Annotated in this window: 12 protein-coding genes; 7 read left to right on the plus strand and 5 right to left on the minus strand. The window is 72.3% G+C overall.

The window, feature by feature from the left end; all coding sequences use genetic code 11:
- The first annotated feature begins 64 nt into the window (after nucleotides 1–64).
- Together AOM09_RS14335 and AOM09_RS14340 are read left to right on the plus strand one after the other, a co-directional pair.
- Complete coding sequence (locus tag AOM09_RS14335) at nucleotides 65–2,002, plus strand: M13 family metallopeptidase (protein WP_062390001.1); 1,938 nt, start codon at nucleotides 65–67, stop codon at nucleotides 2,000–2,002.
- A gap of 84 nt (nucleotides 2,003–2,086) precedes the next feature.
- Nucleotides 2,087–2,683 carry a hypothetical protein gene (locus AOM09_RS14340; RefSeq protein ID WP_062390003.1) on the plus strand — a complete coding sequence of 199 codons (597 nt, stop codon included), beginning with the start codon at nucleotides 2,087–2,089 and terminating at the stop codon, nucleotides 2,681–2,683.
- A gap of 14 nt (nucleotides 2,684–2,697) precedes the next feature.
- Here AOM09_RS14340 and AOM09_RS14345 read toward each other — a convergent pair whose 3' ends face one another.
- The 3 genes from AOM09_RS14345 to AOM09_RS14355 form a co-directional block, all read right to left on the minus strand.
- Nucleotides 2,698–4,398: an alpha-glucosidase gene (locus AOM09_RS14345; protein ID WP_062390006.1), complete on the minus strand. Its 1,701-nt coding sequence runs from the start codon at nucleotides 4,396–4,398 to the stop codon at nucleotides 2,698–2,700.
- 111 nt (nucleotides 4,399–4,509) lie between these two features.
- Nucleotides 4,510–5,550: a hypothetical protein gene (locus AOM09_RS14350; protein WP_062390009.1), complete on the minus strand. Its 1,041-nt coding sequence runs from the start codon at nucleotides 5,548–5,550 to the stop codon at nucleotides 4,510–4,512.
- Between the two features lie 29 nt (nucleotides 5,551–5,579).
- Nucleotides 5,580–7,427, minus strand: a complete 1,848-nt coding sequence (locus AOM09_RS14355) for an ABC transporter ATP-binding protein (RefSeq protein ID WP_062390011.1) — start codon at nucleotides 7,425–7,427, stop codon at nucleotides 5,580–5,582.
- A 75-nt stretch (nucleotides 7,428–7,502) separates the two neighbouring features.
- Here AOM09_RS14355 and AOM09_RS14360 point away from each other — a divergent pair, with 75 nt between their 5' ends.
- Complete coding sequence (locus AOM09_RS14360) at nucleotides 7,503–7,979, plus strand: tRNA (cytidine(34)-2'-O)-methyltransferase (protein WP_062390014.1); 477 nt, start codon at nucleotides 7,503–7,505, stop codon at nucleotides 7,977–7,979.
- Nucleotides 7,980–7,989: 10 nt separating this feature from the next.
- Here AOM09_RS14360 and AOM09_RS14365 read toward each other — a convergent pair whose 3' ends face one another.
- Complete coding sequence (locus AOM09_RS14365; protein ID WP_169747672.1) at nucleotides 7,990–8,454, minus strand: MarR family winged helix-turn-helix transcriptional regulator; 465 nt, start codon at nucleotides 8,452–8,454, stop codon at nucleotides 7,990–7,992.
- A 124-nt stretch (nucleotides 8,455–8,578) separates the two neighbouring features.
- Here AOM09_RS14365 and AOM09_RS14370 point away from each other — a divergent pair, with 124 nt between their 5' ends.
- A complete protein-coding gene (locus tag AOM09_RS14370; RefSeq protein ID WP_062390019.1) occupies nucleotides 8,579–9,154 on the plus strand; it encodes a DUF3558 family protein in 576 nt (191 codons plus the stop codon).
- Between the two features lie 19 nt (nucleotides 9,155–9,173).
- Here the strand turns inward: AOM09_RS14370 and AOM09_RS14375 are convergent, their stop codons facing one another.
- A complete protein-coding gene (locus tag AOM09_RS14375; RefSeq protein ID WP_228375163.1) occupies nucleotides 9,174–10,559 on the minus strand; it encodes an MFS transporter in 1,386 nt (461 codons plus the stop codon).
- A 330-nt stretch (nucleotides 10,560–10,889) separates the two neighbouring features.
- On the opposite strand from AOM09_RS14375, the gene AOM09_RS14380 reads away from it, so the two are divergent.
- From AOM09_RS14380 to AOM09_RS14390, 3 genes are read left to right on the plus strand one after another with little or no spacing between them, the layout of a single operon-like run.
- Nucleotides 10,890–11,864: a methionine ABC transporter ATP-binding protein gene (locus AOM09_RS14380; RefSeq protein WP_062390022.1), complete on the plus strand. Its 975-nt coding sequence runs from the start codon at nucleotides 10,890–10,892 to the stop codon at nucleotides 11,862–11,864.
- Entirely contained in the window at nucleotides 11,861–12,541 is a 681-nt protein-coding gene (locus AOM09_RS14385) for a methionine ABC transporter permease (RefSeq protein WP_062390024.1), read from the plus strand. Before AOM09_RS14380 ends, AOM09_RS14385 begins: the two co-directional genes overlap by 4 nt.
- Nucleotides 12,542–12,572: 31 nt before the next feature.
- Nucleotides 12,573–13,418 (plus strand): MetQ/NlpA family ABC transporter substrate-binding protein, encoded by an 846-nt coding sequence (locus AOM09_RS14390; RefSeq protein WP_062390027.1) that lies wholly within the window; start codon nucleotides 12,573–12,575, stop codon nucleotides 13,416–13,418.
- Nucleotides 13,419–13,576 lie beyond the last annotated feature (158 nt).

Below are 13,576 nucleotides of genomic sequence, written 5' to 3' on the forward strand. Positions count from 1 at the left end.
GCTAGCGCCTCGCCGTGAGCGAAACCGCCCCCGGCATGTCGGCGCCCGCCCGTAGGGTGGCCCCATGACGCTTCGCACCGGCATCGACCAGTCCGAGTTCTCCCCGACCGTCCGCCCGCAGGACGACTTCTTCCGGTACGTCTCCGGGCCCTGGGAGGACACCCACGAGATCCCGGGCGACCGCTCCGCGGACGGCTCGTTCTACACGCTGCGCGACGAGGCCGAGAAGCAGGTCCGCGTCATCATCGAGGAGGCGGAGCGCACCTCGCAGATCGGCGCGCTGTACGCGAGCTTCATGGACGTCGAGCGCGCCAACGCGCTCGGCACCGCGCCGCTCGAGCCCGACCTCGCGAGGATCGAGGCCGCCGCCAGCCATGAGGAGCTCGCGCGCGCCATGGGCGAGCTCCAGCGCGACGGGGTGTCGGGCGCCGCCGGCTACTACGTGTTCGCGGACCGGCTCGATCCCGATCGCAACGTCGTCTACCTGGGCCAGTCCGGCATCGGCCTGCCGGACGAGGCCTACTACCGGGAGGACGCGCACGCCGACGCCCTCGCGAAGTACGTGGCCCACGTCGACCGCATGGCGGGTCTCACGGGCCTCGCGTTCGACTCGTCGACCGTGGTGGGCCTCGAGACCGCGATCGCGCGCGAGCACTGGGACGTGGTGAAGACCCGCGAGGCCGAGCTCACCCACAACCCGACCACGCTCGCCGGGCTGGTCGCGGACGCGCCCGGCTTCGCGTGGGACGTGTGGGCCGACGCGATCCGCCTCCCGGAGTCCGCGCACGGGCTCCTCGTGGTGGGCGAGCCCAGCTACTTCACGGCCTTCGCGAAGATCTGGGCCGAGACGGACCTCGACAGCTGGAAGGCGTACCTGCGCTGGCGCATCGTGAACTCGCGAGCCGCGTACCTCACCGAGGAGCTCTCCAAGGCGAACTTCGACTTCTACGGCACCGTGCTGAGCGGAGCGACCGAGCAGCGCGAGCGCTGGAAGCGCGCGGTCGGCCTGGTCGAGGGCGTCGTGGGTGAGCTGGTGGGCCGCGAGTACGTCGCGCGCCACTTCCCGCCGGAGTACAAGGCGCAGATGGACCAGCTGGTGGGCCACCTCATCGAGGCCTACCGGGTCTCGATCGAGGCCCTCGACTGGATGACGCCCGAGACCAAGGACAAGGCGCTGGAGAAGCTGCGCCAGTTCACCCCGAAGATCGGCTACCCCGACAAGTGGCGCGACTACACCGGGCTTTCGGTCGACCCTGACGACCTGGTGGGCAACCTCCGCGCCGCGAGCGCGTTCGAGGAGGACTGGGAGTGGGCGAAGATCGGCCAGCCGGTCGACCGCTCCGAGTGGCTCATGACGCCGCAGACCGTCAACGCGTACTACCTGCCGGTCGCCAACGAGATCGTCTTCCCCGCCGCGATCCTCCAGCCGCCGTTCTTCCACCCGGAGGCGGACGCCGCGGTCAACTACGGCGGCATCGGCTCCGTGATCGGGCACGAGATCGGCCACGGCTTCGACGACCAGGGCTCGAAGTACTCGGGCACCGGAGCGCTCGAGGACTGGTGGACCGAGGCCGACCGCGCGGCGTTCATGGAGCGCGCGAAGAAGCTGATCGAGCAGTACAACGGCTACTCGCCGCGCCAGCTCGACGGCTCGCACCACGTCAACGGCGCGCTCACCGTGGGCGAGAACATCGGCGACCTCGCGGGCGTCGAGATCTCCCTCAAGGCCTACGAGATCGCGCTCGGTCACCCGATCGACGAGGCGCCCGAGCTCGACGGGCTCACCGCCGTCCAGCGCTTCTTCATCGGCTACGCGCTCACCGAGCGCATGAAGGTCCGCTCCGAGGCGCTCGTGACGCGCCTCGCGACCGACCCCCACTCCCCCAGCGAGTTCCGCGTCAACGGCATCGTGCGCAACATGGACGCCTGGTACGGGGCCTTCGATGTCGCGGCCGAGGACGAGCTGTGGCTCGAGCCCGAGGAGCGCGTCTCCATCTGGTGACCGTCGGGCCCCCCCGGCCCGCGCGCCTCGCCCTCCGGTGCTACAACGAAGGGGGCGGGACGATGCGGACGGGGGGGCTCCGACATGCGCACACGAGCAGCGGCGCGGCGAGCGACGGCCGTCGCGGTCGCCGTCGCGGCGGCGACCGGGATCGCCGCATGCGGAGGCGGCGAGGCGCCGCCCTCGGTGGACCAGGTGGTCTCGGAGGACTCGAGCCCGTCCTCGGGCGGCGGGGCGTCGGACGATGCGCCGGCATCCGGGGGCGACACCGCCGCCTCCGGCGATCGCGACGTGTGCGCGCTGGTGAGCCCCGCGGACCTCGAGGAGATCACCGGCCTCACGTTCGAGGAGGGCGTCTTCGACACGGACCTGTCGAGCGACGCGCAGCTGGTGTGCAACTGGACGCACGGCGGCGACCAGCTCGCCATCGTGCAGGTCCTCGTGCTGCCCGACGTGGGCGACGTGGTCCGCTCTCAACGCGACACCGCCGAGGAGTGGATGGGCGCGACCACGGACGTCGAGGTCGCGGGGGCCGCGGACGCGTACGCGCTCGCATCCGGCTCGATCCTGGGCATGCGCGTGGGGCAGGACTTCGTGCAGGTGTCCTACATGGAGGCCAGCGGCGACGATGTCACGGGCACCACGGTCGCGATCGCCGAGGCCGCGATCGGGAACCTCTGACGGCGGATGCGACGCTATCGCGCAAGGTAGACCCGCACCTCCCACGGACCGAGCGGGATCTCACCCGACCCCGCCGGGTACGGGGTCGCCGCCGAGCCGAGGTTGTGCAGCACCAGCGACCCGTGCGTGCCGTCGACGCGCGCGGCCGCGTCGGCGCCCGACAGGTTGGCCGCCACCGTGAGCACCGTCGTGCCGAGCGCGCGGCGGTAGGCGAACACCTGAGGATGGTCGGGCAGCAGCATCTCGAAGGTGCCATGCGCGACCACCGGCTCGGCGTGCCGGAGAGCGATGAGCGCGCGGTAGAACGATGCGACGGAGTCGGGGTCGCCGCGCTGCGCCTCCGCGTTGAGCCAGGTGTGGTTCGGGGTCGCGGGCAGCCACGGGGTGCCCGTGGTGAAGCCGGCGTGCGGCGAGGCGTCCCACTGCACCGGGGTGCGGGCGTTGTCGCGGCTCATGGCCGCGAGCCCGTCGAGGATGCGGGCCTCGGGGACGTCGATCTCGCGGAGCTCGTCGTAGGCGCCGAGGGACTCGATGTCGCGGTACTGGTCGATCGAGGTGAAGCCGGCGTTCGTCATCCCGAGCTCCTCGCCCTGGTAGACGTACGGGGTCCCCCGCTGGAGGTGGAGCACGGCCGCCAGCGCCTTGGCGGAGGCGGCCCAGTGGTCGCGGTCGTCGCCGAAGCGCGACACCACGCGCGGCTGGTCGTGGTTGTCCCAGTACAGCGAGTTCCAGCCCCGCTCGCCGAGCGCGGCCTGCCAGCGCGCGAGGATCGCCTTGAGGCGCACCAGGTCGAGCGGCTGCGGGTCGAACTTGCCGAGCGGCCCGTGGTCGACGTCGACGTGCTCGAACTGGAAGACCATGTCGACCTCGGCCCGCGCCGGATCGGTGAAGAGCACCGCATCGTCGACGGTGACGCCCGGCGTCTCGCCGACGGTGAGGAGGCGGCCCTCGCGGCCCGCGAACACCTCGCGATGCATCTCCTGGAGGAACTCGTGGTTGCGCGGCCCGCACGCGTACAGCGGGAAGCCGTTGCCCAGCCCGCCCGGCAGCGGTTCGCCGTCACGCAGCGGCAGCTCCTTCGAGATGAGGTTGATGACGTCCATGCGGAAGCCGTCGACGCCGCGGTCGAGCCAGCGGTTCATCATCGCGTACACGGCCTGGCGGACCTCGGGGTTCTCCCAGTTGAGGTCCGGCTGCTTGGGGTGGAAGAGGTGGAGGAAGTACTCGCCGGACTCCTCGTCGAACGCCCACGTCGATCCCGAGAAGAAGGCGCGCCAGTTGGTGGGCTCGGCGCCCGGCGCACCGGGCTCGAAGCCGTCGCGCGGCGGGCGCCACCAGTACCAGTCGCGCTTGGGGCTGCGCACGGACGACCGCGACTCGAGGAACCACGGGTGCTCGTCGGAGGTGTGGTTGACCACCAGGTCCATCACGAGCTTCATGCCGCGCGCGTGCACCGCGGTGAGGAGCTCGTCGAAGTCCTCGAGCGTCCCGAACGTCGGGTCGATCGCCTCGTAGTCGGAGATGTCGTAGCCGTTGTCGGCCTGAGGCGACGCGTAGATGGGCGACAGCCAGATCACGTCGACGCCCAGCCACTCGAGGTGGTCGAGGCGGCGGAGGATGCCGCGGAGGTCCCCGATGCCGTCGCCGTCGGAGTCCTGGAAGCTGCGCGGATACACCTGGTAGACCACGGCGGACTTCCACCAGTCGTCGCTCACGGGAGGCTCCTCTCGGCGTCGGGCGGGGCTCTGACCACCCTAGTGCGGGCGCCGCGCGGGCGCGCCGCGCGGGCGCGCCGCTCGGCTGCGCTCGGCTCAGCTCTGCGCGGCTCAGCTCTGCTCGACGAGCCCTTGCGACAGCTCCTCCAGGAACGCGGCGAAACCCGCGTCGGCGTCGATCCTGTCGCGCAGGTCCGCGGCCTGCGCCGCCGCCGCGCGCAGCGTGTCGGCATGCGCGGCGACGAACTCGGCCACGACGGCGTCGCTCCAGGCGGCCTCGGTGTCCGACAGGTCCGTGAGGCATGGGAACACGGCGTCGTAGCCTCCCGGCAGCTCCTCCGCGAGCTCGATGTCGCCATCGGCCGCGGGATCCACGTCCATGTCGAGGCCGTTGCCGCGGACGCACACGGTGAAGGCCGCGCGCGCCTGGGCGAGCTCCGGCGTCTCGCGCACCCCGGCGAGCTCCGTGGCGAGCTCCTGGGCGAGCGCCTCGCTCGGCAGGTCCACGTCGAGCTCCTCGAGCCCGCGCGCGTAGCACCCGCCGGGGTAGGCGTCGGCGTTCCAGTAGGACGTGGAGGGGCGGGTGTACTGCTCGAAGCCCATGCCGAAGTCCGCGAAGCGGTCGACGAGCGCGTCGCCGTAGTACGCGCGGTACTCCTCGAACGCCCGCACGTGTCCCAAGTCGCGCAGGCGAGCGTCGTTCGCTGCGGGGCTGGTGAACGGCGCCCGCAGGAACGCGAGCGGGTCGCCGCCCGCGTAGCCGAGGTCCTCGACGGCGGCGGCCGTCGCGACGCCCAGGTCGCGCACCTCGAGCAGCCAGGCGAAGCCCGCGTCCTCCATGCACCGCTGTGCCGCGACGCCCGCGCGCCAGTTCTCCCACAGCGTGATGGCGGAGGCGGGGTCCTCGTACAGCCCCGCGTGGAGCGCGAAGTAGGGCACCGCGGCCAGCTCCGCGTCCGTCAGGGTCGCCGCGGCCGGCCGGAGGGACGCCGCAGGCGCGGCACCGTCGGTCGCCGCGTCGCCGGGGCTCGCGGCCGCCGCCGCGGGCGACGCGCCGCCGATCCCGCCGTCGGCGTCCACCGGCACGCCCGAGCACGCCGCCAGCGCAATGGCGAGGACCAGGGCGATCGCGGCCGAGAACGTTCCCCTCATGGCGCCCGACCCTAGCGTCACCCGGCGGTTCAGCCGCTCTGCTCCGCCGCGAGCCTCGCGTACAGGCCGCCCCGCGCGAGCAGCTCCTCGTGGGGTCCCGTCTCCACGATGCGCCCGTCCTCGACCACGTGGATGACGTCGGCGCCCTTGATGGTGGACAGACGGTGCGCGACCACCAGCGTGGTGCGTCCCTGGGCCGCGCGGTCGAGCGCCGCCTGCACCACGCGCTCGGACACGGTGTCGAGCGCGCTGGTCGCCTCGTCGAGCAGCAGCACCGGCGGGTCCTTGAGGAGCACCCGCGCGATCGCGACGCGCTGCTTCTCGCCTCCCGAGAGCCGGTAGCCGCGCTCGCCCACGATCGTGTCGTAGCCGTGCTCGAACGACGCGATCGCGTCGTGGATGTTGGCGCGCCGGCACGCGTCCTCGAGCTCGGCATCGGTCGCATCGGGTCGGGCGTAGCGAAGGTTCTCCGCGATCGTCGCGTGGAACAGGTAGGTCTCCTGGGACACGACGCCGATGTGCTCGACCACCGACTCGTGACGCAGCCGTCGCACGTCCTCGCCCGCGAAGAGCACCGCTCCCCCGGTGGCCTCGTGCAGCCGCGCGGCGAGGTAGACGATGGTGGTCTTGCCCGCCCCGGACGGCCCCACGAACGCGTGCGTGGTGCCGGGCTCGACCCGGAACGAGACCCCGTCGAGGGTCGCGCGCGCGTCCTGACGGGCGCCCGGGTAGCGGAACTCGACGTCGCGGAACTCGACGGCACCGAGAGGCCCCGGCGCGCGCTCCACGCCCACCGCATCGTCCGCGTCGCGGATGGCGGGCTCGAGGTCGAGGTACTCGAAGATGCGCGCGAACAGCGCGCGCGACGTCTGCACCTCGAGCGCGACGCGCATGAGCGCCATGAGCGGGAACAGCAGGCGCGACTGCACGGCGGTGAACGCGACGATGGTGCCCGCGGTGAGGACGGTGGAGCCCTGCGAGATGAGCAGGCCCGCCGCGAGGTAGATCACGGCCGGCACCGACGACATCACGATGGTGACGAGCCCGAAGAACCACTGCCCGGTCATGGCCTGCTGGACCTGGAGCCGGATCTGGGTGGCGTTCTCCGCCTGGAACCGCTCGGTCTCGAGGCGCTGGCGGTTGTAGACCTTGGACAGCAGGATGCCGCTCACCGAGAGCGTCTCCTGCGTGATCGCGGTGAGCTCCGACAGCGACTCCTGCGTGCGCGCGGCGATGCGCGCGCGGACGCGCCCCACGCGCCGCTGCACCGCGACGAGCGCGGGCATGAGGATGACCGCGAGCACCGTGAGGCGCCAGTCGAGCAGGATCATCGCGACGAGGCTCGCGGCCACCGTCACCGTGTTCCCGACGATGCTCGACACGAACGTGGTGAGCACGCCGGAGACGCCGCCCACATCGTTCTGCAGGCGCGACTGGATGACGCCTGTCTTGGTGCGCGTGAAGAACGCGAGCTCCATCGACTGCAGCCGCGCGAACAGCCGTTCGCGGAGGTCCCCGGTGACCCGGTTGCCCACCGACGAGGTGAGATAGGTCTGCCAGACTTGCAGCCCGGCGGCGACGATGTAGATCGCGATCATGACGGCGACCAGCTCCGCGAGCAGGCCCACCTGCACGGCACCCCCGTCCGGGAACAGCGCATCGTCGAAGATCCGCTCGACGATGAGGGGCGGCACCACCGTGGCGGCCGCGGCCACCACGACGAGCGCCGCGGTGGTGAGCAGCGCGCCGCGGTACGGCCGGAAGAGCGCCACCACGCGGGGCCACAGGTCGGGGATGTCCGGCGCCTCGGCGTTGAGCGCGCGCTGCGCCTCCTCGTCGAAGCTCGCGAGCCGCATGCCGTTCTTGCCGCCGCCCATGGCGGCGCGGCGGCTGCCGGCGGGGGCGGGATGGCTCATGCAGAGAGCCTAGGACCTGCGTGCGACACTGACGCCATGCCCGTCCCCCTCCCGTCGATCGCCTTCTTCGAGCCCCGGATCCCGGAGAACACCGGCAACGCCATCCGCCTGTCGGCCGTCACCGGCGCCCCGCTGCGCCTCATCGAGCCGCTGGGCTTCGAGCTCGAGGACTCGAAGCTGCGCCGCGCGGGCCTCGACTATCACGACCTCGCGAACGTGACGGTGCACGCCGACCTCGACGCGCTGCTCGAGGCGCTCCCCGACGCCCGCGTCTACGCGTTCACCGCGCGGGCCGACACCGTCTACACCGATGTCGCGTACGCGCCCGGCGACGTGCTGCTCTTCGGCCCCGAGCCCACCGGGCTGCCGGACGCGGTCCTCGACCACCCGCGCATGACCGCGTGGGTGCGCATCCCCATGCTGCCCGGCCGGCGCTCGCTCAACCTCTCGAACGCCGCGGCGATCGTGGCGTACGAGGCCGCGCGGCAGCTGGGCTTCTCCGACATGGAGTAGCGGCCGCGGCTCAGATCCCCAGCTCGAGCAGGTCCGCGGCATACGGCTCGCCCGCGACGCGCGCGAACGCCTCCATGCCCACGCGCAGGGCCTCGCGATCCGCCGGCGCCATCGCGTCGATCACCTCCGCGATCATGGCGCGGCGCCGCTCGGTCACCGTGGCGACCAGGCGCGAGCCCGCGGGGGTGAGGCCCACCCGGACCTCGCGCCGGTTCTCGGGCACCGCCGCGCGCGCGATCCAGCCGCCGTGCTCGAGCCTCTCGACGGTGCGCGTCAGCGTCGAGGGGTGGACGCCGATGCGCTCGGCCAGGTCCCCCATCCGCGACGTCCCTCCCTGGGACAGGACCACCAGCACCCGGAACTGCGGCACCGTGACCTCCGCGAGCGCGGGCACCAGCGAGCGTGCGACGATCCCGAGGAGCGCGCGCGAGCTCGCGAGGGTGGACTCGGTGGCGGGGCTCGCATCGTCGGGCACGCCCCTACGGTAGTCCCGCCGCCGCACGGGTCGCGCGCCGCCGACGCGCCGTCCCGACGTCACCTGGGCCGTCACCGGGCGCGGCCGCGCGGATGCTAGCGTCATCGTGATCGAAGGGACCCCCATGACGCATCGTCTCCTGCCTGCCTGCGTGGCCGCCGTCACCGGCGTCGCGCTCCTCGCGGGGTGCACGCCGCTGAGCAGCGGACCGGACGCGAGCGCCTCGGCGACCCCGTCGACGGAGCCGACGACGACGGTGCTCGCCACCGCGCCCGCGGGGACCCCCGACCCGTGCGCCATGATCGGCGCCGAGCGCGCCTCCGAGATCCTGGGCACCGAGATGAGCGCGGGCGAGTTCGACGCGGGCGTGTCCTCGGACGGCCGGAACATCTGCGAGTGGCGCCCGGCGAACGAGGAGAAGTCCGAGCCGCGCCTCCAGGTCGAGGTCAACTGGGCCTTCCCCGACGCCGCGGAGCACCGCGCGCTCGCCGAGGAGGTGTTCGGCGCGACCTCGGACCTCGACCGCGAGATCGAGGGCGCGAGCGACGTCTACACCAGCCCGGGCCGCCGCACGCTGGGCATGACCGTCGGCGACTACTTCGTCAAGGTGTCCTACATCAAGCCGAAGGCGAAGAAGAAGGTCGCGCTCAACGCCTGCGTGGACGCGGCGCGCGAGATCGCCGCCGGGCTGTCCGCCTGACCCGGCCGGTACCGCACGCCTACGGCGTCGGCGCCTGGGCGTCGTAGTCGCGCCACGCCCGCTGCGCGCGGGTGAGGATCGCGATGAGGCCGATGATCGCGACGCCGCCCAGCAGCGGCGGGCACCACAGCGCGGTGACGGCGGCGAGCGCGCCCGCGTACATGTCGCCTAGGCGCGGACCGCCCGTGACCACCACGATGAACACGCCCTGGAGCCTGCCGCGCATCTCGTCGGGCGCGGCCTGGATGATCATCGTCTGACGGAAGATCGCGCTGACCTCGTCCGAGGCGCCCATCCCGGCCATGCACAGCGACAGCAGCGCGAGCATCGACAGATCGGTGCCCGACCAGCCCTCGCCCGCCGCGTGACCGGTCCGCGAGGCGAGCAGCGCCGTCACGCCGAACAGGCCGACGAACAGCCCGTACACCTGGATCGCCCGCGAGATCGCGACGCCGTGGCGGTGCACGCGCCCCACGGGCCCCGAGAACAGGCTGGTGAGCATCGTCCCGATCGCACCCGCCGCGGTGAGCGCGCCGACCGTGAGCGCACCGCCGCCGATCACCAGCGCGCCCAGCGCGGGGAACAGCACGTACGGGCGCCCGAACGTCATCGCGACGATGTCGACGATGAAGCTCATGCGGATGTTCGGCGCGTGGCGCAGGAACGACAGCCCCTCCTTGAGGACGTGCCACCCCGCCTCCACCGGCTCGCCGAGCCGCGGCAGCGGCGGCAGCATCCAGATGCCCAGGAAGCCGGCGGTGAACAGCACAGCATCGACGGCGAAGGTCCACGGCAGGCCGATGCCGGCGGCGAGCACGCCCGCGAGCGCCGGCCCCACGGTGAGCATCGCGCCGAACGAGATGCCGTTGAGGGCGGTCGCGCGGCTGATCATGTCCTCGGGAAGGATGCGCCCGATCACGGATCCGCGGGTCGCGCTCGCGATGGTCGAGGCGATCGCGTTGACGGTGGTCACCAGGTAGAACGGCCAGACCACGGCGTTGCCGCCCGCCTGCTGCAGGTGCAGATCCCAGAAGGACAGGACCACGAGCGAGAGCGTCGACGCCCATGACACCAGGGACGATGCGATGAGCACCTTCCTCCGGTCGAAGACGTCCGCGATCATCCCGCCCCACAGGCCGGCGATGATCATCGGCACCAGGGAGATGCCGCCGACCAGGCCGACCGCGAAGGTGGAGCCCGTGATGTCGTAGATCTGCAGACCCACCGCGACCTGCGTCATGAACGCGCCGATCCCGGAGATCGCACCGCCGATCCAGAGGCGGGCGAAGGCGGGGCTCGCCTTGAGGGGCGCGATGTCCACGAGGTGGCGGGAGAGCCCGCGACGGGACGATGCGGGGGCCTCGGCGTCGGGCGCCTCGGGGGCGTCGATGGGGTCGTGGGTCACCGGCCGAGTCTAGTGGGGCGCACAGGTGTCGATTTGTCCGCCGGGACCTTGTCGGGGTACCTTGCGTCCCGTGTTCACCATGCTCATGATGCCCGCCCGCGCGAACCTCGCTGCCTCGGCGCCCATGTGCATGCGAATGTGCTGACGCACCTGAGCCGAACCCTCCGCGCCTAGCCGCACCCTCCCCCTGACGGGCCCCGAGCCCTCGGCGGACGCTGCCGCTCGCGCACCCTCTCGCTCACTCCCGCCGCGGGCCGCCGTCCCCTGCTCGGCGACGCCTGAGCGCACCCTCGCCCGATCCCGACCGGGATCACCCACGAAAGGCACGCGTTGATCACCGTCACCCGCCTCGCCAAGGTCTACTCCCAGGCCGGACGCGACATCCACGCCCTCGCCGGCGTCAGCCTCGAGGTGCCCGCCGGCTCCGTCCACGGCGTCATCGGCCCCTCCGGCGCGGGCAAGTCCACGCTCGTGCGCTGCCTCGCGCTCCTGGACCGGCCCACCTCGGGCACCGTCGAGATCGACGGCGTCGACCTCGCCGCAGTGCCGGCGGGGCAGCTGCGCCAGGCCCGCAGGCGCCTGGGCGTGGTGTTCCAGCACGCGAACCTGTTCGACTCGCGGACGGTGCTCGACAACGTCGCGTACCCCCTCGAGATCGCCGGCGTCGCGCGGCGCGAGCGCCGGGAACGCGCGCTCGAGCTGCTCGGCCTGGTCGGCCTCGCGGACGCGGCGGGCGCCCACCCGGCCCAGCTCTCGGGCGGCCAACGCCAGCGCGTCGGCATCGCCCGCGCGCTCGCGACCGACCCGGACGTGCTGCTCTGCGACGAACCCACGAGCGCGCTCGACCCGCGCACCACCGACGAGATCCTCGACCTCATCGCCGCGCTCAAGGCACGGCTGGGCCTCGCGGTGCTGGTCATCACCCACGAGATGCACGTGGTCAAGCGCATCTGCGACACGGTGTCGCTGCTCGAGGGCGGCGAGATCGCGGAGTCGGGCCCGCTCGCCGCCGTGGTCGGGGCCTTCGGCAGCCGGCTCAGCGAGTCGTTGCTCGCGCTGCCGGGCGAGCTGGTCGACGGCGACGTCGACGTGCTCGACGCCCTCACGCCCGGCCGCGAGCCGGCGCTCGAGGCCACCGCGCGCGCGCTCGGCGCCGCGCCGCGCATCGTCGCCGGAACCGTCGAGACGCTCGGCGGCACCACGTTCCACCGGCTCCGCCTCGCGACGCCTCCCGGGTTCGCGCCCGGCGCGCTGGTGACCGCGCTCACGGCGCACGGCGCCCACGCCCAGGAGGTGGCCCGATGAGCTGGTTCGAGGACCTGCTGTCCAACCCGGCGATCACGGAGGCGCTCGCGCCGGCCGCGCTCGAGACCGCTCAGATGGTGGGCATCGCGAGCGCCGCGACGGTCGCGCTCGGCCTGCCGCTCGGCGTGACGATGCACGTGACCCAGCGCGGCGGGATGGCGGAGAACCGCGCGGTCAACACGGTGCTGTCCGGGATCATCGTCAACATCACGCGCTCGATCCCGTACGCGATCCTCATGCTCGCGCTCATCCCCGTGACCCGCGCGCTCGTCGGCACGTCGATCGGCCCCATCGCCGCATCGGTGTCGCTCACGGTCGCCGCCGTGCCGTTCTTCGCGCGGCTGGTCGAGTCCGCGCTGCGCGAGGTCGCATCCGGCAAGGTCGACGCGGCCCACGCCATGGGCTCGACCCGTCGCCAGACCGTGCTCCGGGTCCTGCTGCCCGAGGCGCTGCCGGCGCTCATCGCGGGCGTCACCACCACCGTGGTCACCATCATCGGCTACTCCGCGATGGCCGGCCTGGTCGGCGGCGGCGGCCTCGGCCGCCTCGCCTACAACTACGGCTACCAGCGCTATCAGCCCGAGGTCATGGTCGTCGTGCTCATCGTCCTCGTCGTCCTCGTCCAGGCCGTTCAGGCCACCGGCGACGCCCTCGTGCGCCGCACGGACCACCGCTAGCCACCATCCCCCCCTCAACCCAGGAGAGATCATGCGTCTCACGCGTACCCACCTCACCACCACCGCCCTCGCGGGCATCGCCGTCCTCGGGCTCGCCGGCTGCAGCGCCGACGCGTCCGGCGAGGAGGCGACCGCCGCATCGTCCGACGGCCTCACCACGGTCACCGTCGGCGCGAGCCCGGTGCCTCACGCCCAGATCCTCGAGTTCATCGACTCCGAGCTCGCCGCGGACGCGGGCATCGACCTCGAGATCGTGGAGTTCGACGACTACGTGCTGCCGAACGAGTCGCTCGCCTCGGGCGAGCTCGACGCGAACTACTTCCAGCACCTGCCGTACCTCGAGTCGCAGATCGCGGACAAGGGGTACGAGTTCGAGCACGGCGCGGGCGTCCACATCGAGCCCTACGCAGCGTTCTCGTCCACCTACGCCTCGATCGACGAGCTCCCGGACGGCGCCACCATCGCCATCACCAACGACGTCGCGAACCAGCTGCGCGGGCTGCGCCTGCTCGACTCGGCGGGGCTGCTGAACGGCGTGACGGACGAGTCCTCCGCGATCAACCTCACCGACGAGCAGAATCCCCACGGCTTCGTGTTCGTCGAGAACCAGCCGGAGGTCATCGTCCAGCAGATCGACGACCCGGCCATCGATCTCGCGTTCGTCAACGGCAACTTCATCCTGCAGGCCGGCCTCAACACGGACGATGCGCTGCTGGTCGAGTCCGTCGAGGGCAACCCCAACGCGAACCTGCTCGTGTGGCGCGCGGACAACGACAACGAGGGCGTCGCCGTCCTCGAGGAGCTGCTCCACTCGCCCGAGGTCGCGGACTTCATCTCGGAGACCTGGCCCTCGGGCGACGTGCTGCCGGGCGCCTGAGCCCGCCGAGGGGGGACAGCACGGCCCCCCTCGCACCGAGATTGCTTGCCATGGCAATCCTGAGGATTGCCATGGCAAGCAATTCCGGCGGTCGACACGTCGCCCTCCGCCCCTGTCCACAGGCCTCGCGCGCCCGGCGCGTCGACGTCCTAGCGTGG

The sequence above is a fragment of the Demequina iriomotensis genome (assembly GCF_000971395.1).
Taxonomy (GTDB): Bacteria; Actinomycetota; Actinomycetes; order Actinomycetales; family Demequinaceae; genus Demequina; species Demequina iriomotensis.

What these genes read in the sequence shown, in the direction of transcription:
- AOM09_RS14335 (WP_062390001.1), top strand. Translation starts at nt 65, where the DNA reads ATGACGCTTCGCACCGGCATCGACCAGTCCGAGTTCTCCCCGACCGTC.
- AOM09_RS14340 (WP_062390003.1), top strand. Translation starts at nt 2,087, where the DNA reads ATGCGCACACGAGCAGCGGCGCGGCGAGCGACGGCCGTCGCGGTCGCC.
- AOM09_RS14350 (WP_062390009.1), bottom strand. Translation starts at nt 5,550, where the DNA reads ATGAGGGGAACGTTCTCGGCCGCGATCGCCCTGGTCCTCGCCATTGCG.
- AOM09_RS14355 (WP_062390011.1), bottom strand. Translation starts at nt 7,427, where the DNA reads ATGGGCGGCGGCAAGAACGGCATGCGGCTCGCGAGCTTCGACGAGGAG.
- AOM09_RS14360 (WP_062390014.1), top strand. Translation starts at nt 7,503, where the DNA reads ATGCCCGTCCCCCTCCCGTCGATCGCCTTCTTCGAGCCCCGGATCCCG.
- AOM09_RS14370 (WP_062390019.1), top strand. Translation starts at nt 8,579, where the DNA reads ATGACGCATCGTCTCCTGCCTGCCTGCGTGGCCGCCGTCACCGGCGTC.
- AOM09_RS14385 (WP_062390024.1), top strand. Translation starts at nt 11,861, where the DNA reads ATGAGCTGGTTCGAGGACCTGCTGTCCAACCCGGCGATCACGGAGGCG.
- AOM09_RS14390 (WP_062390027.1), top strand. Translation starts at nt 12,573, where the DNA reads ATGCGTCTCACGCGTACCCACCTCACCACCACCGCCCTCGCGGGCATC.